Below are 23,933 nucleotides of genomic sequence, written 5' to 3'. Positions count from 1 at the left end.
CGGGGCTGATCACAACGGACCGGGCGGGGCTTCCTCGTCCCCGTCCGGACAACTGATTGTAGACGGAAAAGCCGTAACCTGCAAGCCCGCGTTTGACACGGGGGCTCCCTTCGGCCGAATATAAAACCATGGCATGCGGGATGAAGTGGCGGCCCGGCGTGTCGTACACTACCTGCCCGTACCCCCAAAACTCCGAAAGGAACCGATCCCATGAAACTGCGCATCGCGGCGTTCATGCTGGCCAGCGCCCTGCTGGCCCCCCTCGCCGGCGCCCTCCAAATCGGCGACCCGGCCCCCGCCCTCAAGCTCTCCAGCGTCATCAAGGGCGATGAAGTTAAAGCCGACCTCAAAGACAGCGGCGAGATCTACGTCGTAGAATTCTGGGCCACCTGGTGCGGACCCTGCCGCCAGAGCATCCCGCACCTCACCGAGCTCCAGGCAAAATATAAGGACAAGGGCGTCCGCATCATCGGCATCTCCGACGAGGCGGAGGACCAGGTCCGGGGCTTCGTCGGCGACAAGGGCGATGAGATGGCCTATACGGTCGCAATCGATCAGGACCGAAAGACCTGGGAAGCCTACGCCACCCCCTTCGGCGTCCGCGGCATCCCGCACGCCTTTGTCGTCGACCGCAGCGGAACCCTCGTCTGGCAGGGCCACCCCATGGCCGGCCTCGACGAAATCCTCGCCAAGGTCGCCGACGGCGAATACAACGCCGATGAGGCCCGCGAGCGTGCGAAAAAAGAAGCCGCCCAGAAGGAACTCCGCGAACTCGCCATGATCTGGGCGCAGGAATACATCGTCCGCGCGCGATACGGAAGCGACAAGGCCGCCGCGGACCAGGTCGGAAAACGCCTCCTCGAATGCGGCCTCGAGGATCCCGGCTTCTACAGCCAGGTCGCCTGGACCCTGCTGGCCGATGAGGGCCTCGCCTATCAGGACCTGCCGTACATGTTACGCGTCGCCGAGTTTGCCAACACGCTGGCCGGAGGCGAAAACGCCGACGTCCTCGACACCCTGGCCCGAGCCCAGTTCCGCTCCGGCGATCGCGATACCGCGATTGCCACCCAGAAAAAAGCCGTCGAGCTCTGCAAGAGCGAAGACCTCCTCGCGCAACTCAAAGAGCGCCTCGCCGAATACGAGCGCCAGTAACCAACCCAACCCAGCCATCGGCCCGAGGGGCCAGCATACCGAGCATCACCCTCAAGCGGCCATCCGCTTGAGGGTGACGTGTTCGGAGACGCCCCGCCGCTCTCCGGTGTGCCACGTTCAAGCGGGCCGCCACAGGCGGCCATCAGCTTGAGCGTGATTCGGCGCGTTTTTTTTCGTGCCGCCATCCGGCGCCGCCCCGCATCCAATTCCCCCCGGCGCGCCCGTGGGCATCGCCCCTGCCAAACGTGCTATGATACACCCCGACCCGGGGCGCCAAGGCGCATCCCGCCCCCTGAGTTTCCACGTTCCCGCGTTTCCCACCGCGGCTGAGGTTTGTCATGCATCTGGCTGAAGGCGTTATAGCATCCCCCGTTATGCTCGGAGGCGGCTGGCTACTCGCATCCGCCGGCGTGGCGATCGGCCTCCGCCAGCTGGACGAGACCGCCGCAATGCGCGCCGCCGTCATGTCATCCAGCTTCTTTGTCGCCTCCCTGATCCACATCCCGGTTTTCGGGGTCAGCATTCACCTTTCCCTCACCGCACTGCTCGGGATCGTCCTCGGCTGGGCCGCATTTCCCGCCGTCTTTCTGGCCCTCGTCCTGCAAGCCGTGCTATTCGGATTCGGCGGACTTACCACCCTCGGACTCAACACCTGTATCATGGCCACGCCGTCGGTCGTCGTCTATCACCTGTTCCGCGCATTCAGGATTCAACCTTCCGCGCGCGCTGTACCCGCCGCCTGCGGGGCGCTCGGCGCGCTCGCCATCGTCCTCGGCTCCCTCATTCTGGCGGGGATCCTCAGCACCGCCGGCGAAGCGTTCCGCATCGTCGCCGTCACCGTCCTCGCGGCGCAGATCCCCGTCATGATTCTCGAAGGACTCGTCACCGCGTCCGCCGCCGGATTCTTACAGAAAGTCAGTCCCGAGTTGCTCGCCGGGACCCTCGCACGGCCGGCCGATGACCCCACGGAAGCCACCCCATGAAGTTTCGTACCCTGCCCCGCGCCTTTTGCATGGCCCTGTCACTGCTCTGCATCCCCCTCATCGCCTGGGGGCACGCGGTCGAACTCTTCGCCACCGCCAGCGGCAACGCCGTCCGCGGGACCATGCGCTACCCCGACGGGACCCGGATCACCGAAGCGCCCGTGCGGGCCCATGATCCCGAGGGCGTCCTGCTCGCCGAGACCGTCACCGACGAGGCCGGACGGTTCACCCTGCCCATAAGCCGCGTATGCGACTATCGTATCACCGGCGATGCCGGGGAGGGGCATGTCGGCGCCTATACCGTTCCCGAAAGCGAGATCGAGGCCGCGCTCGCCGCGCCGCCCGAGTCGCCCGCGCCGGTTTCCGCCGCCTCGGCCCCCGAGACGGACCAGCACGCCAGCGCGGATTTCGCCGCCATCGAGGCGCGCATCGATCAGGCCGTCGCGAGGCAGCTTGCCCCCCTCCGTGAGCAGTTGTTTCAATATGAGCGCACCACGCGCTTCCGCGATATCGTGGGCGGCATCGGCTATCTCTTCGGCGTCGCCGGGCTTCTCGCCCTGGTGCGCGGCCGGTTTTCTCGGCGGGGCGGCTGAATGGAGATTATCGTATACAGCGATGGTGATACCCCGCTTCACCGCCTCGACCCCCGGTCGCGCGTCCTCGCCGCCGTCGCCTTCAGCGCCGTGCTGGCCTTGGCCGGCGCCTGGCCCGTGTTGCTCTTCGGGCTCCTGCTCGGAATCGCGGGCGCCCTCGTTGCCAGGATTCCCCCGGCCGCCCTGTTGCAGCGCCTGGTTCCCCTCAACGCCGTCCTCGCACTGCTGCTCGCCGCATTGCTATTCTTCACCCCCGGCGAGGCGCTCTTCCACATTGGCCCAGCCGGGGCCACCCGCGAAGGCCTGCAAGACGGCCTCATCATCGTCCTCAAGGCCAACGCCATCGTGCTCCTGCTCGCCGTGCTCCTCGGCACCATCGAACTCGTCGCCCTGGGCCACGCCCTCGAACGCCTCGGCATGCCCCCGAAACTCGCGCACCTGCTCCTTTTCACCGTGCGCTACCTGGGGCTGATGCTCGCCGAATACAGCCGCCTTTCAACCGCCGCGCGCCTGCGCGGATTCGCTCCCGGCCCCAATCTCCATACCCTGCGCACTACCGGCTACATGGCCGGCATGATGCTCGTCCGCAGCCATGCGCGCGGCGAACGCATTCGCGACGCCATGCGCCTGCGCGGATACCGGGGCTCCCTCGCCTTTCACGGGGACCTGGCCTTCCAGCGCTCCGACGCATGGTTCGGCCTCCTCTCCGCCACCGCAATGCTCGCCATGCTCGGGATGGTATGGCCGTGAACGCCCCCCTCATTCAACTCAGCGGCATCGAGTTCGGCTATACACCGGGCCAGCCCCTCTTCAGGGACCTGCACTTCACCCTCGGCGCGGGCCAGCGCATCGGCCTTACCGGAGCCAACGGCTGCGGCAAGAGCACCCTCCTGCACCTCATGACCGGCCTCCTCCGGCCCGACGCCGGCGCCGTCCACGCCTTTGGAAAAAGATGCAACAGCGAGCGCGATTTCCTCGAAGTCCGGCGCCAGGCCGGCTACCTGCTCCAGGACAGCGAAGACCAGCTCTTTTGCCCCACCGTACTCGAAGACCTCATGTTCGGCCCGCTGAACTTCGGGGCCGCCCCGGCCGTCGCGCGGGAACGCGCCCTCCAAACCCTCGACCTGCTCGGGCTCACCGGCTACGAACACCGCGTCACCTACAAGCTCTCGGGAGGGGAGAAGCGCATGGTTGCCCTGGCAGCCGTACTCGCCATGGAGCCGCGCGTGCTCCTGCTCGATGAGCCCACCGCCGGCCTCGACGCCGAAACCGAGGCCAGGCTCGCCGCCATACTCGAGCGCCTCGATCAGGAAATCGTCTTGATCTCACACAATCGAAAATTCCTCGACCGGATCACCAACACCGTATACCTCCTCGACAACAGCCGCCTCGTCGACACCGCATAATCACGCTAGCGACGCCGGTTACAGTCCCGGCAGCGCCCGTAAATGAATACTTCATGATCTTCCATGACGAACCCCGGCGGCACCAGGCGCTCCAGATCGCCCGGACACCCGTCCATCTCGAACATCCGGCCGCAAGTCCGGCAACTGAAGTGGTGGTGGTGATCCTTCCCGGCCAGTTCATAGCGCTGCGGCTCCCCGGGCACGTCCACCACCGCAATCGTCTTGCTCTCGGTCAGTGACTTCACCGTACGATACACGGTCGCAAGCCCCATGTTGGGAACATGTTCCTGCGCCGCTTCCAGGATTTCCTGCGGGGAGAGGGGGCGGTTTAGTGCGCCGAAAACATTGCGTATTGCGCGCCGCTGCGCGGTATCACGTTGCACCTCAAGGGCTTCCTTGAATGTTATAATGAGAAAATGTTATCATTACATTCGGACGGTTCCGTCCGCCCCCACTATACCAGCGGCGCGCGGATCGCTACAATGTCGGCTGACAAGGCAAGAGCATTCAGTCCCGATCACGGTAAAATGGAAATCAACTTGTGTCGGATTGAATCCTTGTAATACTTTCGCGGTATGAAGCACCCCAGTGTGAAAGCATGTCCCCACCAGAACCACCTCGAAAAGAACGTGGCACAGGCGTCTCGCCTGTGTTCAGCGCCGCAAGGCGCAAATGTAGGATAGGCGTCCCGCCTGTCCAATGCGCCGCAAGGCGCAACAGGATCGCGGACATTCTTGTCCGCGGCAAAGTGAGCCCAACGCCAAAAGTTTCCCTGTCCCCACCAAATGCACCTCGAAAAGAACGTGGCACAGGCGTCCCGCCTGTGTTCAGCGCCGCAAGGCGCAAATGTAGGATAGGCGTCCCGCCTGTCCAATGCGCCGAAAGGCGCGCCAGGATCGCGGACATTCCTGTCCGCGGCAGGAGGAGCGCATGACTTCATGGGATCGTTGCGCTTGTGAAATGGCCCCCGCGCCTCCTCGCAGATCACTGGAACGCCCGGAACGATACCTGGTAGCTGCTTCAGGCGGCCAAAATGTTACGAATCCTGGAATCAACGAAAGTAAGCATGGCGGATCGCCAGCATCGCTGCCGGCAACGTCCAGAGCTCGCCACAGGTGACATGCAGGCGCCCCAACACACGAGCCGTAATCTGAGATTCCAGCGGTTCATAGGGTGATTGGCTCGTACACGAAGTCTAAATGCGATTGACATGCGTCGGCTGGAAACTATCGCGCCGTTACGGAGAGTTATGATTTACATTATGAACGGGCATACCGCTACTTGGCGCGGATGCGCGCGCGCCGCCGGCGTGCTGCTGCTGCTGGCATTGTTTCAGGGGTGCTCGCGGGAACCGGGCGGCGCGCCCACCATCGTGGCCACCATCCCGCCGTTAAAAATGATACTCCAGGAAATCGTGGGGGAGGGGGCAACGGTGGCGTGCATTCTTCCGCCCGGAGCCTCCCCGCATACCTTCGAGCTGCGCCCCTCGGTGGCCCGCGCCCTCGCCGAGGCCCCCGCCGTATTCCACGTCGACGAGACCATTGACGGCTGGGTCGCGCGGCTCGCCCCCGGGCGCGTGCACAGCGTGTTCGCGCTCTTGCCCGAGGAGGATCGCCTTCCCTACGAAACAGCGCACTGCGTCGAGGACGAGGTTCACGACCACGAAGCCGAGCCCGGCGCCTGGAACGCCCACTTCTGGCTCGATCCCGTCGCCGTGCAATCGGTATTGCCCGGCATCGTGGAGATTCTCTCCCGCCTGAACCCCGAAAACGCCGAGACCTACCGCGCCAACGCCGACCGATTCTCCGAAACCCTCGACGCACTAAACCGCGAATTCGACGCGGCGCGCCCGAAAGGCGCCGAATACACGCTCGCGGCGTTTCACCCCTCCTGGACCTACTTCTTCCACCGCTACGGCATCGTGGTCTCCGCGCATATCGAGCCCTTTCCCGGCCGTGAGCCCACACCGCAGACCCTCGAAACGATCCGCAACGTACTCGCGCGATCAGATCACCGGATTATCCTTTCCGAAGTGCAGTTGCCCGGGAAGCCCGCCGAGGTGCTCGCGGAAATGCTCGGTACACGCGTCACCGTCGTCGACCCCCTCGGCGGATCGCCCGGGCAGGATACCTACGCCGCATTCATGCGCACCAACGCCAACCTGCTCTGGGAGGCCTTCCAGTGAGCGTCGCGGCGGTAGATGTAAGCGGCCTGTCCGTGCGTTATGGAGGGCGCCCCGCGCTCGATTCCGTCTCCTTCCGCATTGAGCCCGGATCCTTCGTCGCCGTCATCGGCCCCAACGGAGCCGGAAAAAGCACCCTGCTGAATGTCCTGCTCGGCCTGATTCCCCCGGACGAAGGCGCCGTCTCCGTGCTCGGCCTCGCCCCCGGAGCGCACGCCGGTACCCGCGTCGCCTACGTCCCCCAGAAAAAAACCTTCGCGCAGCAGTTCCCCGCCACCGTCCTCGAGCTGGTTGTCAGCGGGATCACCGGCGTATGGCCCTGGCGCATTTCAAAGGCGCACCGCGACCGGGCCATGCAAATGCTCGAAGAAACCGGCGTCGCGCACCTGGCCGAAAGGCCCGTACAGGCCATCTCCGGCGGCGAACTCCAGCGGGCATTCCTCGCGCGCAGCCTCGCCAACAGCCCGGAACTCCTCGTGCTCGACGAGCCGGGAGCCGGCATGGATCTCAAGGGCGAAGCGGCCATGTACCACATCCTGTGCCGCTACCAGGAGACCTCCGGAGCCACCGTCATCATGATTACCCACGACTGGGAAGGCGCCCGCTGCCACGCCGACCACGTCCTCCTGCTCGACCGGAAGGTCGTCGGATTCGGGCCGGCCCGCGAGGTCGCCGCCGAGCCGCGACTGCTCGCACTCTTCGGCCACCGGGGCCACGTGGACAAGACCCACCTGGGAGCCCCGGGCGATGCCTGAGATACTCGAATACACCTTCATGCAGCGCGCCCTCGCCGGCGGACTCCTCGTCGCGCTCGTCTCCAGCTTCTACGGCCCCTTCATCGTCCAGCGACAGCTCGCCTTTCTCGGAAGCGGGCTCGCCCACGCCGCGTTCGGCGGCGTCGCCCTCGGCATGCTCCTCGAACAGGATCCCCTCCTCGTCGCCATCCCCTTTACCGTCGCCGTCGCCGCCGGTATCGTCTGGGTGCGCACCCACACCGCCCTCGCCGCCGATACCGCCGTCGGAATCTTCTTCTCACTCGCCATGGCGCTCGGCGTCATCTTCCTCTTCTGGCGCGAAACCAACTCCAGCGACGCCTTCACCTACCTCTTCGGCTCGATACTCGCCCTCACCCGGCAGGACCTCTTCCTTTGCGCCGGGGCCTTCCTCGCCAACCTCGCCCTGCTGCCGCTCTGGGGGCGGTGGGCCTACGCCACCTTCGACCGGAACCTCGCACGCGCCGACGGCCACCCCGTCCTCCGAGACGAGTACCTGCTCTCCATCGCCGTCGCCGTCGTCACCGTCATCGCCATCAAGATCGTAGGCATACTGCTGATGTCCGCCTTCCTCGTGATCCCCGCCGCTACCGCGCGCCTGCTCGCCCACCGCTTCATCCATATGATGGTCTACACCCTCGCCATCAACGTGACGGGCGTACTGGCCGGGCTCGCCGCATCCTACTACAGCGACCTCCCCAGCGGCCCCGCCATCATCCTCGTCCAGGCCGCCCTGTTCGGCGCCGCCCTGCTCCACGCACGCCTGCGCAAAGCCTGACCTCCCCGCTCAGTCCGGCGGCGTGTCGAGAATGCGCCGGATCCGCTCCGCAATCGTGCGCGGGGACGCCGGCTTCAACAGAAACTCCCGGATACCGGCCTTCCGCGCGATGCTCTCGTTGACCGAATCGCTGAAACCCGTCGTCAGGATTACCGGGATCTCCGGACGAAGCGCGAGCGCGCGCCGCGCCAGCTCCAGGCCAAGCAGTTTCGGCATCGTCTGATCCGTGACAATGATATCGAACGACGCCGGATCCGCCGTGAACGCCTGCATCGCCGCGGCGCTGTCCGTATAGCCCGACACCCGGTAGCCCATCATTTCCAGCCCCTGGCGCATCACCGACACAATCGATGGCTCGTCGTCCACGACCAGCACCCGCTCCTCGCCGCGCACCAGGCCCGGAACCGGCGAGGGCGTCCGGCCGGGAGCCTGTCCAGCCTCCGATACCGGAAGGTAAACATCAAACTCCGACCCCTCCCTCGGCGCGCTGCGAACCGTGACGTGTCCCCGGTGTCCCTGCACAATGCTATGCACCGTCGCCAGGCCCAGGCCCGTCCCCTCCCCCGCGCGCTTGGTCGTGAAGTACGGCTCGAATATACGCTCCATCGTGTCCGCCGACATGCCCGCGCCCGTATCCGCCACGGAAAGGCAAACATAGTCCCCCGCCGGAAAACCCGCACCGGCCAGCGGCGAGCCGGGCCCGATCGTTTCCTCCCGGAGGCGGACCGTCAGTTCGCCGCCCTGGCTACGCATCGCGTGGTACGCGTTCGTGCACAGGTTCATGATCATCTGGTGCATCTGCATCGGATCCGCCAGCACCGGGCGGCAATCCTGAAGGTCCATCGTGATCGCGATCGTCGACGGGAAGGATCCCCGGATCAGCTGCGCGCACTCGCCCGCAATCAAGTGCAGCTTCACATGGCGCCGCTCCTGGTTCGACCGGCGGCTGAACGCCAGGATCTGTTTCACCAGCGCCGAAGCCCGCTGGCCCGCATTGTGGATCTCGTGCAGGTGCCGCGCCAGATCGCTGCCCGCCTCCGCCGACATCAGCGCCAGCTCCGCATAGCCCAGAATCGGGCTCAACATATTGTTGAAATCGTGCGCGATCCCACCGGCCAGCGTCCCGATTGCCTCCAGCTTCTGCGCCTGCCGCAGACGCGCCTCCAGCTCCACCTCGCGCGTCACGTCGCGCGCCACCGACACAAAACTGATAATCGCGCCCGACTGGTCGCGGATCGACGATATCGTCGCATCCTGTTCCAGAAATTCCCCGGACTTCGTCTTGTTGATGAAGCGGCCCTGCCAGACCTGCCCCGACAGCAGCGACTCCCAGAGCCGCGCGTAAAACGCGTCCTCCATCTGGCCGCTCCGCAGAATGCGCGGCGTCTGGCCGATCGTCTCTTCCCGCGAATAGCCCATCAACTTTTCAAACGCCGGGTTCACGTACTGGATGATCCCCGACGCATCCGTAATCATGATCGACTCCGCCGCGTGCTCCACCGCCGCCGCAAGGCGCGATCGCGCCTCCGACACCTCCGCCGCCCGCAAAATCTCCGAACTCACCGACGCCAGCAAATGGCCCAGGTCCCGATCCTGCGCCGAAAACGGCGCGTCGCTCTCCCGAAACAAGAGCACGAAGCCCGCCAGCGCGTCCTCATGCCCGCCGAGCGGCAGCGCAAGTAGCGGCCCCGGAATTGCCGGCCCGGAACCCCCCGAAAACAGCGAAACCGGCCCGGCCACACCGGAAATCGTTACCGGTACGCGAAGACGGATAAGCGCGTCCAGCGCGCCGTCCGCAAGCGACCGCGCGGGAAGCTCCGCGGGCAGATCGCAGTCCCCCGTAACATGCGCAAGCCAGAAATCCGCGCCCCGCGCCAGGTACACCGCGCCGGAAGCCGCGCCCGTCGCGAAACGCATCTCCTCAAAAACCATCGGAGCCAGCGCCGCGGGACGCTGCACCCCCGCAAGCCGCGTCGTCGATTCCACGACCCCGCGCAGCCGCACCGTCAACGCCAGCAACTCCAGATTGCGCTCGTTCAGCGCCGCTTCCGCCACCTGCTTCGCCGCCTCCAGATCGATACGCTCAAAACAACGCTCCAGCGTTGTGAGCAAATCAAGGCCATCGATCGGCTTGCGCAAGTAATTGTACGCCCCCTGCTGAAGCGCCTCGATCGCCGTATCCAGCGCCGCGTGACCCGTCATCATCACACACAGAATGTCCGGGCATACCGACTTCAACTGCCCGATCAGAGCAATGCCATTGTCCCGCCCCAGACGGATATCCAGCAGCGCCACATGCGGCTGAAACGACGCCGCAATCTCGCGCGCTTCCTCCGCGCCCCCGGCCGACTGCGCCAGATACCCCTCCGCATCCAGGATATCCCCAATCGCCGCCGAAAAATCCGCGTCATCGTCCACCACAAGAATGCGCCTGCGCGACGAGGCGTGGCCCTCGATCTCTGCGGATTCACCGAAATATCGCACAACGGTATCCACCATCCCGGCTCCCGTACCGCGAAGAAATTCCCGCGCCGCCACACCAACGGCCGGAACATCCCCGCATCCGCACCCCATCACAGGCCCGCGAACATCACGCCACGCGCACCCGATCCAGCAAGAGCGCCAACGCAAGACGCAAACCGAAACTCCGAACGCGCCCGCGCCACAACGCCCCAAAATCCCGTTCAGAATACCTGAGCCACCCCCCATATCCAAAACCCGCCAATTCCAAGTGTCACGATATTGGTACGCGGCCCCTTCAGGCACAAAAAAACGACCTGCGGCATTGCCGTAAGTCGTTGGTATTAAATGGTGGGCCCTGAAGGACTTGAACCTTCGACCAAGTGATTATGAGTCACCTGCTCTAACCGACTGAGCTAAGGGCCCGTTGGGCGTGGCCGCGATCATACTGGCTCGCGGCCCGAAAACGCAAGAGCCGGACGGCGTCGCCGCCGTCCGGCCCGCGAAATACCGGGGGCATTGCGCCTACTGCGTAAGGCTCCAGTCGAGGAACGTCTTCAGCTCGCGCGACCGCGTCGGATGGCGCATCTTACGGAGCGCCTTGGCCTCTATCTGCCGTACGCGCTCGCGCGTCACGTTGAACACGCTCCCCACTTCCTCAAGTGTCCGGGGATAGCCGTCGCCCAGGCCGAAGCGCAGGCGCAGCACCTTCTCCTCGCGTTCCGTGAGCGATCCGAGCACCTCGTCCAGGCGCTCCTGGAACACGCTGAAGGCCGTCGCGTTGGCCGGGCTCTCCGCGCCCTTGTCCTCGATGAAATCGCCGAAGCTCGAATCGCCCTCGTCGCCGACCGGAGTCTCCAGGCTGATGGCCTCCTGCGCGATCTTGAGAATCGACCGGACCTTGTCGGCCGACATCTCCATCTCTTCCGCGATCTCCTCCGGGCTCGGCTCGCGGCCATACTCCTGCACCAGCCGGCGGCTCGTGCGCACCAGCTTGTTGATCGATTCGATCATGTGCACCGGAATACGGATCGTCCGGGCCTGGTCCGCGATCGATCGCGTGATCGCCTGCCGGATCCACCACGTCGCGTACGTCGAGAACTTGTAGCCGCGCTGGTACTCGAACTTGTCCACCGCCTTCATCAGGCCGATGTTCCCCTCCTGGATCAGATCCAGGAAGGACATCCCGCGGTTCGTGTACTTCTTGCCGATGCTCACCACCAGGCGGAGGTTCGCCTCGACCAACTCCATCTTCGCATTGTAGATCAGTTCCTCGCGGTGCTTGATCACGTCGATCAGCGCCCCGATCTCGTCCGCGTTCAGCTTCGCGTCGCTCTCGATCTGCTCGATCTTCCGCTGCGCGATCGTCAGGCGGCGCTCCGCATCCAGGACCGCCTCCTTCTCCGGGCCCAGCTTCTCCGAACCCGTCGCCGCGCGCCGGATCTTGCCCGCCTGCTCGTGGATTTCCTTGCCCTCAAGGCCGATCTCGCGTTCCACCCGGTCGATCTCGTCGCGGCACGCGGAGATTCGGCGCTTGAGGCCCTTGATCTTCCGCCCGATCTTCGCGATCTCCTTAGACTTCAGGTTGAAATGGCACACGATTCCGATCTGCTGCTCGCGGCATTCCGCCAGCTTCTTTTCAACGTTCTGGAGGCTCTTCTCCGACACCCCGGGCCGGCGCGCGCGCTTGTCCTGGGCTTCAATCGCGCCGTCCAGCTCCGCAATCTGCTCCATCAGGTCCGGCAGGTTGTTCACGAACCGGTGGTGGATGCGCGGATCCTCGTCCTTGCAGATCTGGGCGTAATTCAGACGCCCGGCGAGCAGCCGCGCGCCGATCATCTGAATTTCCTTGAGGGTGTAGGGTGTGCCCATGATCACGTCGTTCAGATCCGCCTCCGCCGCCTCAATCCGCTTCGCAATCGCGACTTCCTGATCCTTCGTCAGAAGCGGAACCCGGCCCATTTCGCGCAAATACATCCGCACCGGGTCGTCCGCACGCTCCAGCCGGCTGTGCGCCGCCTCGCGCCGGAGTTCCGCCTTCTTCGCGATCTTCGCGCGCCGGCTTTCCTCTTCCTTCTTCTCCGAATCGATGCGGTAATCTTCTACAATCTCAACGTTGGCCTCCGTCAGTTCGACCATGACCTCGTCCACGTTCTCCGCCAGAATGTTGTCCAGGTCGTCGTACGACAGCATCCCGGACTCCTTGGCGCGCGCCAGGGTCTCCTTGGTCTTCTGGTCCTTGATGGTCGTCGTCTTCTTCTTTACGGCCATAACTTACCCTCGATTCGTCGTGTTGCTGAAGAGCGCGCGAGCCACGAATTAAAACGCGCCAACCCGCTCCAGCTGTTTACCCAGTTGCAATTTACGTTGTAATAGTTCCGCCAGCCGTCCGGCATCGCCGGCCCGTTCCGCTTCCTGGATCTGGTTCATAACCGTCGCGTTCTCTGCGCGCAGCGCTTCGTTTTCCAGGCGGTTCAGCCGTTTCGTTACCAGCGTCTCGGGTTCCTTCATCTCGTCCGCGCCGCTCGCCGCCGCCGCGGAATACAGCCGCCGCGCGGCCTCGGACTCAAAATCAGAATCCAAGTTGCGCGCGCCGTGCGCAAACACCAACGCCAACACCTCCGCCAGCGGGCCGCGCACCGTGTCCAGGCGTCCTTCGAGCACCCGCTGCGCCTTGGCCAGCAGCGAGGCATCGCAAAGCAGCGCCGAAAGAAAGTCGCGGTCGTCCTTCGATACCGCCGCCGCGGGCGTCTCCGGCTCCTCGCGGGCCGGACCGCGGCGCGCGCCCGACGTCACATACGTCTCAAATTCACGGCGGCATGCCCACTCGTTCAGGCCAATCTCGCGCGCGGCCAACTTCAGGTATTCATCCAGCCGTACCGCGTCCTCGATACCCCGGAGGATATCGAACAGTTCGTGCGCCACTTCGGTCCGGCCTTCGATCGTCTCCAACCGCTCCGCGCTGTGCCGCGCGTAAAACGTCACAAAATCGCTCGCATCCGCAAGCAGCGCGCGAAACGCCTCCGCGCCCGCGTCCCGGATAAAATCGTCCGGATCCTGGTTGTCCGGCAGCGCCATCGCCCGCACCCGCAGGCCCGCCGCCGTCAGCACCCCCGTACCCTTCATCGCCGCCTGCACGCCCGCCGCGTCCCCGTCGTAAACCAGCACCACCTCCGGCACGTAACGCTTCATCAGCGACGCCTGCTCCGGCGTCAGCGCCGTCCCGCACGTCGCCACCACGTTCTCGATACCAGCGTCAAAACAGCGCAGCGCGTCAAAATAGCCTTCCACCAGGATGGCGTACTTCTCCCGCTTCATCGCGTCCCGCGCCTCGTGCAGCGCGTAAAGAACCCGGCTCTTCCGGTACACCGCCGTCTCCGGCGAATTGATATACTTCGCCGGGCTGTCGTCCAGCGCCCGGCCCCCAAACGCGACCACATTCCCCGCAACATCCCGGATCGGGAACATCAGGCGGTTGCGGAACGCGTCGTAAACGTTCCCGCCCTCGCTCTGCTTGAACAGGCCCGAAGCCTGAATTACGGCTTCCGGTGTGCCCTTCTTCCGGGCGCCATCCAGCAAGACCCGCCAGTCGTCCGGAGCCAGGCCCAGCCCGAATCGAGACACCGTCTCCGCCCGAAGCCGACGCCCGTCCAGGTACGCGCGCCCGCCCGTTCCCCGCTCCGGGTGCGCCAGCAGCTTCTGGTAAAAACGGTTGGCGGACTCGTTGAACTCCAGCAATTGCTTCCGGATCCCGTCCTGGGATTCCGCCGCCGCGCTCTGGGCCGGCAGCCGCACATTGCCGCGATCGGCAAGCAGCTTCAACGCGTCGACAAAGTGAAGCCCGTCGTAATCCATCAGAAAGCGCAACGCGTCGCCCCCCTTCCCGCAGCCAAAACAGTGGAAGGTCTGGCGATCAATACTCACCACAAACGAAGGCGTCTTTTCGCGGTGGAAGGGGCACAGGCCCTTCTTGCGGCCCGGCCCGGCGCCCTTGAGCTCTACGTGGGCGCCAATAATTTGTACGATGTCATTCGCGGCCAGTACTTCCGATACCACCTCTCGCGAATAGGCGACCACGAAAAAAACTTGTCCTTTCTGGCCCGCAACCAGTCAGATCAGTTTGCGCATAATTGCGGCCCGAAACGGCAGCCCAAATGTAGCGAAACCCTAACAAAATGGCGCGCAGGCACAGCACGCCCCTCGGACCTGTCAAGGCTTGTTCAAACTCTACCACGTTGGCGGCGCGATGTCAAGTCCCGCCGCCGGGGCGATCCGCCCGCTTTCGGCGCGGAAGTATTCCCAGCCACGACGCCGCCCGATACCGAAGTATCATCCAAATCATCTGGCAGCCCAGTGTAAACGCCCGAAAAAGATTCCCCGTGACCGATGATTCTCCGACCCGCTTCCGGTAATTCACCGGAATCTCCACAAACGCGAAGCCGTTCAGAATGACCAGCAGCATCAACTGCGGCCCGAAATGCGATCCCCCCACCGTGAACTGCGGCCGGATCTCCTCGTATACGCGCCGGTGCAGCAGCCGCATCGTGCAGCCCACATCGCTCAGGAACGTCGTGTTGAACAGAAACTCCATCAGCTTCCCCACCGCGTAGTTGCCCCACTTCAGGAAAAGCCCCATATTCGCCCCGTCCCACACAAACTCGCGCGCCGTCCGCGTCCCGAAAACCACCGGTACGTCGTCGGAAAAGGCCAGCAGCTTGATCACGTCATTCCCCGAAAACGTGCCGTCCGGCTCCGCAATAATCAGCAGATCGCCCGTTGCCTCCGCCAGCCCCTTCCAGATCGCGTGCCCGTAGCCCTGCGCCGTCTCGTACACCAGCCGCGCCCGCGTCTCGCGCACCTCGTCGTCCGTCCCCTCCGCCGCGTTGTTGTTGACCACCACGATCTCGTCCACATACCCGGAAGCGAAAAAATCCTCGATCGCCGCCCGGATGGACTCTTTTTCGTTATACGTCGGAAAAACTACCGAAACCGTCTTGTCACGCCACATCGCTCGATACCACTCCAGCACCGTGTATAGGCTTTAGTCTGTAGGCTTTAGGCTGTAGGCAATACAGTCTAATGCACTCAGTAGACCACCGATCTTCGGCTCCGGTTGAACCACAACGCAAAAGCTACAGGGCAGCAAGCCGCATGCCTCTAGCCTAAACCCCTAAAGCCTAAACCCCTAAAGCCTAAAGCCTAACCCCCTACCAATACGTATAGAAAAACGTCTCCGTGAACCACGTCTGGTAGGCCAGAAACGCAAGCGTCAGCAGCAGCGGCCCCTGATCCCCCGACTCATCATTCAGTCGCACCAGCCGGCTGGCGGCCGGCATCAAGATAAACGGGATCATGTACAGCGCCGAGCGCTCCCCCTCGCCCCGGGCAATGTACAGCAGGTTCAGCGCGAACAGCGCCAGCGCAAACACAATCCACTGCGCCCGGCGTTCCGCACCCCCGCGAAAAAGCTCCCGGAGGAACAGCAGCGCCAGCGGAATGCCGCCGAAATAGAACCAGCACGCCGGATTCCAGAACCGGTACGTCCACGCCGCCAGCCGCGGAGCCAGTTCGTCCAGGTGCTTCTGATCCAGATCGAACTGCGCCTTCGCCACCAGGAAGTTCGCGTAGATATCGTACCCCGACCACCAGTACACCGCGCCCAGCACCGCCCCCACCGCCGCAATCATCAGCGCCGCCGTCTGCGCCACATTCCAGCGCGTTTCAGGCCGCCGCATCAGCCAAAGGCCCACCAGGCCGAAGTACGCGCCCACCCCGATCAGCGAGAACTTCAACAGCATCATCGCCCCGTAGCCCGCGCCCGCCAGCAGGGCGAAACGCGCGGACCGCGTACGGATCGCGCGCTCGAAACAGTACAGCGTCCCCAGCGTGAACGGGGTGAACAGGGCGTCCGCGCTGGTCGCCGTAAACAGCACCACCGACGGGATCAGGCAGTAGCAGAGGCATGCCACCAGCGCCGTGCGCGCGTCCGTGACGCGTTTGGTCCACCCGTAGAGCGGAAAGATCGCCAGCGAGCTGAAAACAACCGTCGCCAGCGAAAGCGGCAGCGGGCTGCTGGTCAGCAGGAACATCGAAAACAGCCACAACAGCGCGATCGGACCCGGCGGGTGCACCTTCGCGTGCATCGACAAGTGTTCATGAATATCCAGGTACTGCGCAAATAGCGCCTGGATGCTCCGCGTCTTCCCGATGTCCCCGATGTACTCATACGCCGAACGCGCGTAGGCCTGCTCGATCCCGTATAAACCGCCCCGGATCATCGCAATCCCGCAGGCGAACGCAATCGAAAACGCGAACAACCCGATCAGGATACGCCGCGTTTCCGCCGGCTGAAGGGGCGCCGGAGACGCCAGCCGGGGCAATACATGCCCGATCAGGCGCCAGGCCCCGACGCCAAACACCGCCAGCGCCGGGATCTGCCAGGCAAGTTGCTTCAGCAGGCGCAGCGCCGCCTCGCCGGGCCCCAGGCCCTCCGCGGCGGGACCCAGCACCGCCGCCGCGACCGCCACCAGGAAGATAGGCAGCGCGAGCACGATGTGGCGGCCCCGATCGCCGGGGCGCGGCGGTACAAGCGCGTCGCGGCCCCCAAGCAACAGCAGCGCCGCCAATGCCGCCGCCACCGGCAGCGCCAAAGCCGGCGCGAAAAGCGCGTAGAAGGGCGTCGGGTGCGCGTAAATGGTTTCGAAACCCACCGCCCACAGCACGTACATCCCCAGAAGATAGACCGCGAAGGTTTTGAGGTAGAGACCGGCAAGACGGAAGCCGGGCGATCCGGGTTGAAGAGGCGTGGCGGCGTGCATGGCGGGCATTGTATCGAAGGCCATCGAATAATGTAAATCCGGTGATGGAACCCGGCCCCGGGAAAACGGTATACTATGCCGTGTGTAAGGCCTCCGAGGGCCACTACATTTTGTTGCGGCCAAGTGCCTCCGTCTGGCTACCCGGGTGAATACACTTTTTCATGCAGGACCGATTCGAACAATACTGGCGGGCCTCCCTGTACCGCCCCAAGCTGCGCTACACGCTCGTAGTGTCGGTGTTGCTCCATGTCCTTCTGCTGGGGCTGATCTTCGGCTACCTCAACTGGTGGCCCAAGCCTAAACCCCCGGAAGTATTCCAGATTCAGCTGGTGCAGGGAGCCGAGACCGGACTGGAGCGCCCCGATCAGGCCGCGCCCCAGCCCCAGCCGGAACCCGAGCCTGTCGCCGAGCCCGAGCCGCCCAAGCCCGAGCCGAAGCCGGAACCGCCAAAGCCAGAACCGAAACCGGAACCGAAGCCGGAGCCCAAACCCGAGCCGAAGCCGGAACCGAAACCCGAGCCGAAACCGAAGCCGGAACCCAAACCGGAGCCAAAGCCGGAACCCAAACCGGAACCCAAACCGGAGCCAAAGCCGGAACCCAAACCGGAACCCAAACCGGAACCCAAACCGGAACCGAAACCCGAGCCGAAACCGGAGCCGAAGCCGAAACCGGAGCCGAAGCCGGAACCCAAGCCGGAGCCGAAACCGGAACCCAAACCCGAGCAGCTGGCGAAAAACGATGGGCCCCTGACGCAGGGGTCCAATGTCGAAGCGGCTGATTTTCCCGCCGCGCTCAATTATTGGGCGACCTTGGTCAAGCGCAAGGTGGACCGGAACTGGCGCGTGCCGCCAGGCGTAAGCCTCGACGCCGTCGAAACCAGGGTCCGGGTGGGCTTCTGGGTCAGCCGGAATGGCGAAGTCCTCGACGCGCCCGTTATACTCGGAACCGTGCCCGATCAGGCCCTGGCCCAGTCGTGTCTGCGGGCGATTCAATCCTCGCTGCCGTTGCCGCCATTCCCCGACGGATTCCTCGAACCCGAGCAGTATGTGACGTACGTATTTACGCTCAGCCGTTAACGCCACAAGGAGATTCCATTGAAACGCATAAGATGGGCAGCCATTGCCGTGTTTTGCGCAACTGTGTTGGCGGCGCCCCTGGCGCTCGCGCAGGTCGAAATTGTGGGCGACGCCCAGAGCCTCGGAGCCAAAATCCCCATCGCCGTGCCGCCCTGCGCCGCCGCCGATCCTGCACTCGTCGCCCTGGCCACCGACCTCGCCCAGGTCGTCGCCGATGACCTCACCTTTTCCGGCCTTTTCGCCGTGCTCCCGCGCGAGCGCTACCCCGCCGGATTCACCGCGCTCGATCCCGATGTCCAGCGGCTCGACCGCGACCTCTGGGCCGCCACCAAGGCCGAGCACCTCGTCTACGGCAACCTCCGCCAGGACGGCGACACCCTCGTGACCGAGTTCCGGCTCTTCGACCTCTTCACCAAGCAGCAGGTCTTTGGCCTCGAGCTGAAAGTGGACCGGAGCTTCCCTCGCCTCGCCGCGCACCACTTCTCCGAGGAGGTCATACGCAACCTCGAAGGCACGCCCGGCATCGGCACTTCCGAAATCTGCTTCAGCGCGGGCGTGACCGGCAACAAGGAAATCTACGTGGCCGACTACGACGGCGCCAACGTCCAGCAGGTCACCAAACACAACTCCATCTCCATCAAGCCAAAGTTCTCCCCCGACGGCAGCAAGATCGCCTACCTCTCCTACAAGGACCGGTACTCCTTCCTCTACATCTTCGACCGCATGACCGGCGTCTCGGTCCCGCTGTCGAAGGAAGTCGGCCTCAACATCGCCCCGGCCTGGTCGCCCGACGGATCCCAGCTCGCCCAGGTCCTCAGTAAGGACGGCAACAACGAAATCTACCTGCGAAACGCCGACGGCACCAACCTGCGCCGCCTCACGCGCAACCGCGACGTCGACACCTCCCCGACTTTCTCGCCCGACGGCGGCCAGATCGCCTTCGTGAGCGATCGCGGCGGCAACCCGCAGATCTACGTCATGGACGTCAGCGGCGAGAACGCCCGCCGCCTCTCCTTTCAGGGCGGCAGCTCCTATGACCCCGCCTGGTCCCCCGACGGCAAATACATCGCCTACGTGGCCGAAAAGCGCGGCGAGGGCCTCGAGATCTACGTCATGGGCGCCGACGGCTCCGGCGCGCGCCGCATCACCGACTCCCAGGGCAGCAACGAATCCCCGAGCTGGTCGCCCGATTCGCGCCACCTCATCTACTTCTCCACGCGCAACGGACAGAAGGCCCTCTACAACTACACCCTCGAAACCAACGAAGAACGTCGCGTCCCCCGCATCGAGCTCAGCGCCGAAGGCCCCAGCTGGGGACCTCGCCGCCGCTAGGACCCCAACAATACGAGACAGGATCGATCGCGCCACAACGCGCGCCAGGATCGCGGACATTCCTGTCCGCGGGAAAAGTAGGATAGCCGTCCCGGCTGTCCACCGCGCCGAAAGGCGCCAGAGTAGGCTGAAAGTCCGCCGCAGGCGGAATAGCCGTCCCGGCTGTCCACCGCGCCGAAAGGCGCCAGAGTAGGCTGAAAGTCCGCCGCAGGCGGAATAGCCGTCCCGGCTGTCCACCGCGCCGAAAGGCGCGCCAGGATCGCGGACATTCCTGTCCGCGGCAAAGAAGGCGCTTAGTAGCGCGGAAGACCGCCGCCCGGTCAACCGCGCCGCGAAAAGAACGCAGCCCAGGCTCAGTACGCATAGAGCCGCCAGATCGTATAGCCCCGGAGGGGCGGCAGAACGTAGCCCAGGGTGGAGCGAGGTACGAGCGGAACCCTGGGTTAGCCGCCCCCCGAAAAATTGAATCCGCCGTAGGCGGATGACACAGAAAGGAAATCTCAGGGCAGAACATGGGCGAAGACACCACCATCGTACAGAACCGGACCGCCCGGCGGAACTACGAGATCCTCGACTCCTTCGAAGCCGGGATCGCCCTCGTCGGAACCGAGGTCAAATCCCTCCGCGAATCCGGCAGCATGACCCTCAAGGACAGCTACGCCGACATCCAGAAGGGCGAAGTCTTCCTCGTCGGCGCCCACATCAACCCCTACGCCAAAGGCAACATCTACAACCACGCCGCCGAGCGCCCACGCAAGCTCCTCCTGCACAAACGCGAGATCGATCGCCTCGCCCAGCGCATCGCCGAAAAGGGCCTCACCCTCATCCCCCTCAAGGTCTACTTCACCCGCGGCATCGTCAAGGTCGAACTCGGCCTCGGGCGCGGCAAAAACGTCCGCGACAAGCGCGAGACCATCAAGGCCCGCGAGAGCAAGCGCGAAATGGACCGCGCCATCAAGCACGTCGGGCGGAAATAACCCCGTGCGCGCCGCCCGCCCCGGCAAATACCCGCTCCTCGTCACCCTGCCCCTCCGCGTCCAGACCTACGACATCGACTTCGCCAGCCACGTCAACAACCAGGTTTACGTCCGCTGGCTCGAAGACCTCCGCATGGAAATCCTCCGCAAGTACTACCCCATCCAGCGCTTCCTCGATCAAGGCGTCGCACCCATCCTCGCCGCCACCCACATCACCTACAAAAAAGCCATCGGCCTCGCCGACGAACCCCACGCCCGCATGTGGTGCACCCACCTCGGCCGCGCCACCATGAACCTCGAGGCCAGCATCGGCGTGGGGGAGACCCAGTGCGCCCACGCGGCCCACCGCGTCATCCTCCTCAACCTCGCCACCAACCGCCCCGCCCGAATCCCCGAAGAACTCGCCGCCGCCTTCGACGCGGAAAACACCTGAGCCCGGAGTGGGGGGGCGGTCGCCCGGAACGCGACCATGCCACTGGGCGATCGCATTAAAATCCGACCATGGCGGATGGGCGTAAGCGCGCATCGATTTTGGGAGCCTTTAATCAGGGAAAGTGAGCGTGCTGGAGCGCCGGCATCCCTGCCGGCAACGTCCGGGAGTCGCCACCGGTAAGATGACAGCGCTCCAACGCGACCTATGAGCCCGGAGTGGGGGGGCGGTCGCCCGGAACGCGACCATGCCACCGGGCAAACGCATTGAAATCCGATCATGGCGGATGGGCGTAAGCGCGCGTCGATTCTGGGAGCCTTGAATCAAGGAAAGTGAGCGTGTTGGAGCGCCGGCATCCCTGCCGGCAACGTCCGGGAGTCGCCACCGGTAAGATGACAGCACTCCAACGCGCCCTCACTTCTGAGTTTCCTATGCTTCGTTAGGCGATTGCCTTGGGCTCTATACTTCTATACTATTGTCCGTCATTTTCTTGTCTTTTTAGCAAATACATGATCTATAAGTAATTGGAAGAAAAAGCATTACGAATAACTCTCAGCTCCCCAAAATCCCGAACGGTTCGTGTCAATTGGTGTGCATTCGCGGTTGAATATCCGGGTTGCGACACGCGGCTGCTGCTCTCAGTGGTTCGTGATTCAATCGCTTCAGGAACGCATGAAGCCCACGCCAGTTCCTTTGCGTCGTTGCGCCTTCGCGTGAACAACAATCCTTCTCCAACTTCCTTCCTTCGTGGTCTTCGTGCCCTTCGTGGTGACCATTTCTTTGTTCGCGGCCCAAGGCTGCCCTGCGCCATTGCCGGCGCGGACATCGTGTGATATCCTTCGTATATGGCCAACACGTCAACGGCGGACGAGGGCGCCGTTCGCTCCACGGGCGCATCGTCGTGACGTCTTGGCGTCACCCCGCTGCTATGGCGGACATACCAAATGGACAATACCCATGAGTGATACGCACAAACGTTCCACCATCTATTTCGAGCCCCCGTTGCACGATGCATTGCGGCGCAAGGCGGAAAACGCGAAGCGATCGGTGTCCGAGATCGTGAACGAAGCGGTTCGTGCGGCGCTGGCCGAGGACGAGGAAGATCTTGCCGCCTTCGAGGAGCGGGCCGCGGAACCTTCGATAAGCTACAAAGATCTCGTGAGCGACCTGAAGGCCCATGGCAAAGTATGAACTGTGCTTTAAGAAATCGGTCGCAAAGGACCTCCGCGGCATTCCGAAACGCGACGAGCCAGCTTATTCCAGCGTCTCCACAACGTTCCTCGATGAAGAGAACGCGGCGCCCATCTCCAGGATCGTGGCGGATTCTTCATACGTCGGATGGCGCTCCGTAAGCACGCCCTCCCGCCCGGGCGCACTGAGCCATTCCAGAAACGCCGGATCCTGGAGCCGTACAAGCGACCGTCCCACGACCGTCGCCGCATGATTCCGCATCGCCTCGCCATAAACCGGTTCCGGCTGAGATGCGTCGTACACGGCCTGGCGATCCACCGCTTCGACCACGGTCTCGATTAACGTGGGCAGCTGGCCCGCCTCGCCAATCTGGTCCAGCACGGTCTCCGCCCCGAGAAGCGTTTCGAGCGTCGCGAATTCCAACCCGCTGCTCCCGATTTCGACATAATCGCCCGCAGGATCCGCGATCGCGTCGGAGTACGTCCGATAGGTCGCAAGCAGGGCGGCCCCCGCATCCGGGCGCGAAAGCAGGATGTCCACACCCCCATGCAGCAACGCCAATTCGGTCAGCTGCTGATCCGGACCCGCCGCCCCCATGTGAAAGATCGAAACCTGCAGCGGCGAAAACACCAGTTCCCGCGTCACCTCGGCGCTGTCCAGGTTCAGCATATCGGCCACGGACGGCTGGAGAGCCAGAGCCCGCGCCGCGACATGCTCCGGGCCGAGAGGAGACACGTCCTGGCCCGCGGTTTCCTTCCTCCCTCTTAATTCGCGCGCCAGGTCCGGCCGCGCCGGCCAGGTTTGGTCGTCTGCCGACAGCGCCGACTCCGAAACGCGAGCGGGGGAGTCGTTCACTTCGGTAGGTTCGTCCGCCGCGGTGGATAACTGCGGGCGGATGTCTTCCTGAAGCGCTGAATCCGCTTCCATAGCGACGTGAGACTTCGGAAGCATGTGGTTGGGTGGCGAGTCGGCACCCTCCCGGCTGAAATGCAACAGGAACGCGCCGCCCACAGCGATTGCAATCACTGCCGCTGAAATGGCCTGTTTAGCGCGCATCACCCCACAACCTTTCCCCGCCCGGCCGCGGCCGCGGAACTCGCAACGGCAGTCATGGAAATTTACGCGCGGTAGCTCAACGCGAAAGAGCGGGATTGGAAGAACAAAACCAGTACTGCCATGGGTATTAATATCCGTCATTTCCTTTCATCCAGGCAACATTTCCCGGCCCGTTTCGATAGACGTCGACGGCCCACAATCACGCCAGTCATTCAACGTGCGCCAACGTGGCTTAGCCTTCCAGGCTGAGACAGCGCGAGCGGCGCCTTCGAACGCCCCATCAACGCCGGAATCGCGCCCTCGGAATCCCACGACGAATCAATCATTTCTTCATTCGTGACCAATCGCGGTTGGAACGCATCGAATTCCTTCTCTATCCGTGCAATCCGTACTACTATCCGTCAACTTCTTGTTTTTTCTGCAAGTTCTTTCGCTCAAGATCCATATATCCGTTTGTTCTAAAAGCATTTACGAAGCGAAAAATCCAGGGAGAATCTCCGGGCCGTTCCACAAGTTTCGTGGTCGAAATTCTTTTCTTGCCCACGGATTACACCGATGACACGGATTGAAGCGACACCCTAATCAAACGAGAAGGACCAGCCCACCACCCGATCAACCCCGCTACAATTTCGATGCTGAACAATCCGAACAGGCCACCATGGAAACAGCACGCAGCCGCCTGCACACCCCAACGACCGAGATCATTTTCTATCCGTGTCATCCGTG

Annotated in this window: 20 protein-coding genes and 1 tRNA gene; 13 read left to right on the top strand and 8 right to left on the bottom strand. The window is 63.8% G+C overall.

Annotated elements, in window-relative coordinates; all coding sequences use genetic code 11:
- Positions 1–210: 210 nt before the first annotated feature.
- The 5 genes from KF886_02645 (at position 211) to KF886_02625 (ending at position 4,134) form a co-directional block, all read left to right on the top strand.
- Positions 211–1,152, top strand: coding sequence for a TlpA family protein disulfide reductase (locus tag KF886_02645; GenBank protein ID MBX3176234.1), 942 nt, complete (start codon positions 211–213; stop codon positions 1,150–1,152).
- A gap of 338 nt (positions 1,153–1,490) precedes the next feature.
- Positions 1,491–2,135, top strand: coding sequence for a cobalt transporter CbiM (gene cbiM, locus KF886_02640; protein MBX3176233.1), 645 nt, complete (start codon positions 1,491–1,493; stop codon positions 2,133–2,135).
- Positions 2,132–2,728: a carboxypeptidase regulatory-like domain-containing protein gene (locus KF886_02635; GenBank protein ID MBX3176232.1), complete on the top strand. Its 597-nt coding sequence runs from the start codon at positions 2,132–2,134 to the stop codon at positions 2,726–2,728. The genes cbiM and KF886_02635 overlap by 4 nt, the downstream gene beginning before the upstream one ends.
- Positions 2,729–3,478: a cobalt ECF transporter T component CbiQ gene (gene cbiQ, locus KF886_02630; protein MBX3176231.1), complete on the top strand. Its 750-nt coding sequence runs from the start codon at positions 2,729–2,731 to the stop codon at positions 3,476–3,478. It abuts the gene before it with no gap.
- Positions 3,475–4,134 (top strand): ABC transporter ATP-binding protein, encoded by a 660-nt coding sequence (locus tag KF886_02625; GenBank protein ID MBX3176230.1) that lies wholly within the window; start codon positions 3,475–3,477, stop codon positions 4,132–4,134. The genes cbiQ and KF886_02625 overlap by 4 nt, the downstream gene beginning before the upstream one ends.
- Positions 4,135–4,139: 5 nt before the next feature.
- On the opposite strand, the gene KF886_02620 is transcribed toward KF886_02625, so the two are convergent.
- Positions 4,140–4,517, bottom strand: coding sequence for a transcriptional repressor (locus tag KF886_02620; GenBank protein ID MBX3176229.1), 378 nt, complete (start codon positions 4,515–4,517; stop codon positions 4,140–4,142).
- A gap of 866 nt (positions 4,518–5,383) precedes the next feature.
- On the opposite strand from KF886_02620, the gene KF886_02615 reads away from it, so the two are divergent.
- From KF886_02615 to KF886_02605, 3 genes are read left to right on the top strand one after another with little or no spacing between them, the layout of a single operon-like run.
- Positions 5,384–6,319 (top strand): zinc ABC transporter substrate-binding protein, encoded by a 936-nt coding sequence (locus KF886_02615; protein ID MBX3176228.1) that lies wholly within the window; start codon positions 5,384–5,386, stop codon positions 6,317–6,319.
- Entirely contained in the window at positions 6,316–7,071 is a 756-nt protein-coding gene (locus tag KF886_02610) for an ABC transporter ATP-binding protein (GenBank protein ID MBX3176227.1), read from the top strand. The genes KF886_02615 and KF886_02610 overlap by 4 nt, the downstream gene beginning before the upstream one ends.
- Entirely contained in the window at positions 7,064–7,867 is an 804-nt protein-coding gene (locus KF886_02605) for a metal ABC transporter permease (GenBank protein MBX3176226.1), read from the top strand. The genes KF886_02610 and KF886_02605 overlap by 8 nt, the downstream gene beginning before the upstream one ends.
- Before the next feature lie 9 nt (positions 7,868–7,876).
- Here KF886_02605 and KF886_02600 read toward each other — a convergent pair whose 3' ends face one another.
- From KF886_02600 to KF886_02575, 6 genes are all read right to left on the bottom strand, one after another.
- Positions 7,877–10,366: a response regulator gene (locus KF886_02600; protein MBX3176225.1), complete on the bottom strand. Its 2,490-nt coding sequence runs from the start codon at positions 10,364–10,366 to the stop codon at positions 7,877–7,879.
- A 310-nt stretch (positions 10,367–10,676) separates the two neighbouring features.
- Positions 10,677–10,753: transfer RNA gene (locus KF886_02595), tRNA-Ile, on the bottom strand.
- 99 nt (positions 10,754–10,852) lie between these two features.
- Entirely contained in the window at positions 10,853–12,598 is a 1,746-nt protein-coding gene (gene rpoD, locus KF886_02590; GenBank protein ID MBX3176224.1) for an RNA polymerase sigma factor RpoD, read from the bottom strand.
- Positions 12,599–12,646: 48 nt separating this feature from the next.
- Positions 12,647–14,404 (bottom strand): DNA primase, encoded by a 1,758-nt coding sequence (gene dnaG / locus KF886_02585; GenBank protein MBX3176223.1) that lies wholly within the window; start codon positions 14,402–14,404, stop codon positions 12,647–12,649.
- 172 nt (positions 14,405–14,576) lie between these two features.
- Positions 14,577–15,335 (bottom strand): glycosyltransferase family 2 protein, encoded by a 759-nt coding sequence (locus tag KF886_02580; protein MBX3176222.1) that lies wholly within the window; start codon positions 15,333–15,335, stop codon positions 14,577–14,579.
- Positions 15,336–15,534: 199 nt separating this feature from the next.
- Positions 15,535–17,169 carry a glycosyltransferase family 39 protein gene (locus tag KF886_02575; GenBank protein MBX3176221.1) on the bottom strand — a complete coding sequence of 545 codons (1,635 nt, stop codon included), beginning with the start codon at positions 17,167–17,169 and terminating at the stop codon, positions 15,535–15,537.
- A 137-nt stretch (positions 17,170–17,306) separates the two neighbouring features.
- On the opposite strand from KF886_02575, the gene KF886_02570 reads away from it, so the two are divergent.
- From KF886_02570 to KF886_02550, 5 genes are all read left to right on the top strand, one after another.
- The gene (locus KF886_02570) at positions 17,307–18,221 is read left to right on the top strand and encodes a TonB family protein (GenBank protein MBX3176220.1); all 915 of its coding nucleotides are present in this window, start codon (positions 17,307–17,309) and stop codon (positions 18,219–18,221) included.
- 18 nt (positions 18,222–18,239) lie between these two features.
- Positions 18,240–19,553, top strand: coding sequence for a Tol-Pal system beta propeller repeat protein TolB (gene tolB / locus KF886_02565; GenBank protein MBX3176219.1), 1,314 nt, complete (start codon positions 18,240–18,242; stop codon positions 19,551–19,553).
- Positions 19,554–20,065: 512 nt separating this feature from the next.
- Entirely contained in the window at positions 20,066–20,530 is a 465-nt protein-coding gene (gene smpB, locus KF886_02560) for an SsrA-binding protein SmpB (protein ID MBX3176218.1), read from the top strand.
- A gap of 4 nt (positions 20,531–20,534) precedes the next feature.
- Entirely contained in the window at positions 20,535–20,963 is a 429-nt protein-coding gene (locus KF886_02555; GenBank protein MBX3176217.1) for an acyl-CoA thioesterase, read from the top strand.
- 954 nt (positions 20,964–21,917) lie between these two features.
- Positions 21,918–22,151: a CopG family transcriptional regulator gene (locus KF886_02550; GenBank protein MBX3176216.1), complete on the top strand. Its 234-nt coding sequence runs from the start codon at positions 21,918–21,920 to the stop codon at positions 22,149–22,151.
- A 63-nt stretch (positions 22,152–22,214) separates the two neighbouring features.
- On the opposite strand, the gene KF886_02545 is transcribed toward KF886_02550, so the two are convergent.
- On the bottom strand, positions 22,215–23,078 hold the full coding sequence (locus KF886_02545) for a hypothetical protein (GenBank protein MBX3176215.1): 864 nt from the start codon (positions 23,076–23,078) through the stop codon (positions 22,215–22,217).
- Positions 23,079–23,933: the final 855 nt, after the last annotated feature.

This window comes from Candidatus Hydrogenedentota bacterium (assembly GCA_019637335.1).
In the GTDB taxonomy this organism is placed as follows: Bacteria; Hydrogenedentota; Hydrogenedentia; order Hydrogenedentales; family JAEUWI01; genus JAEUWI01.
Note: the sequence above shows the minus strand (reverse complement) of the source record. Positions and strands in the feature narration are given on the sequence as shown.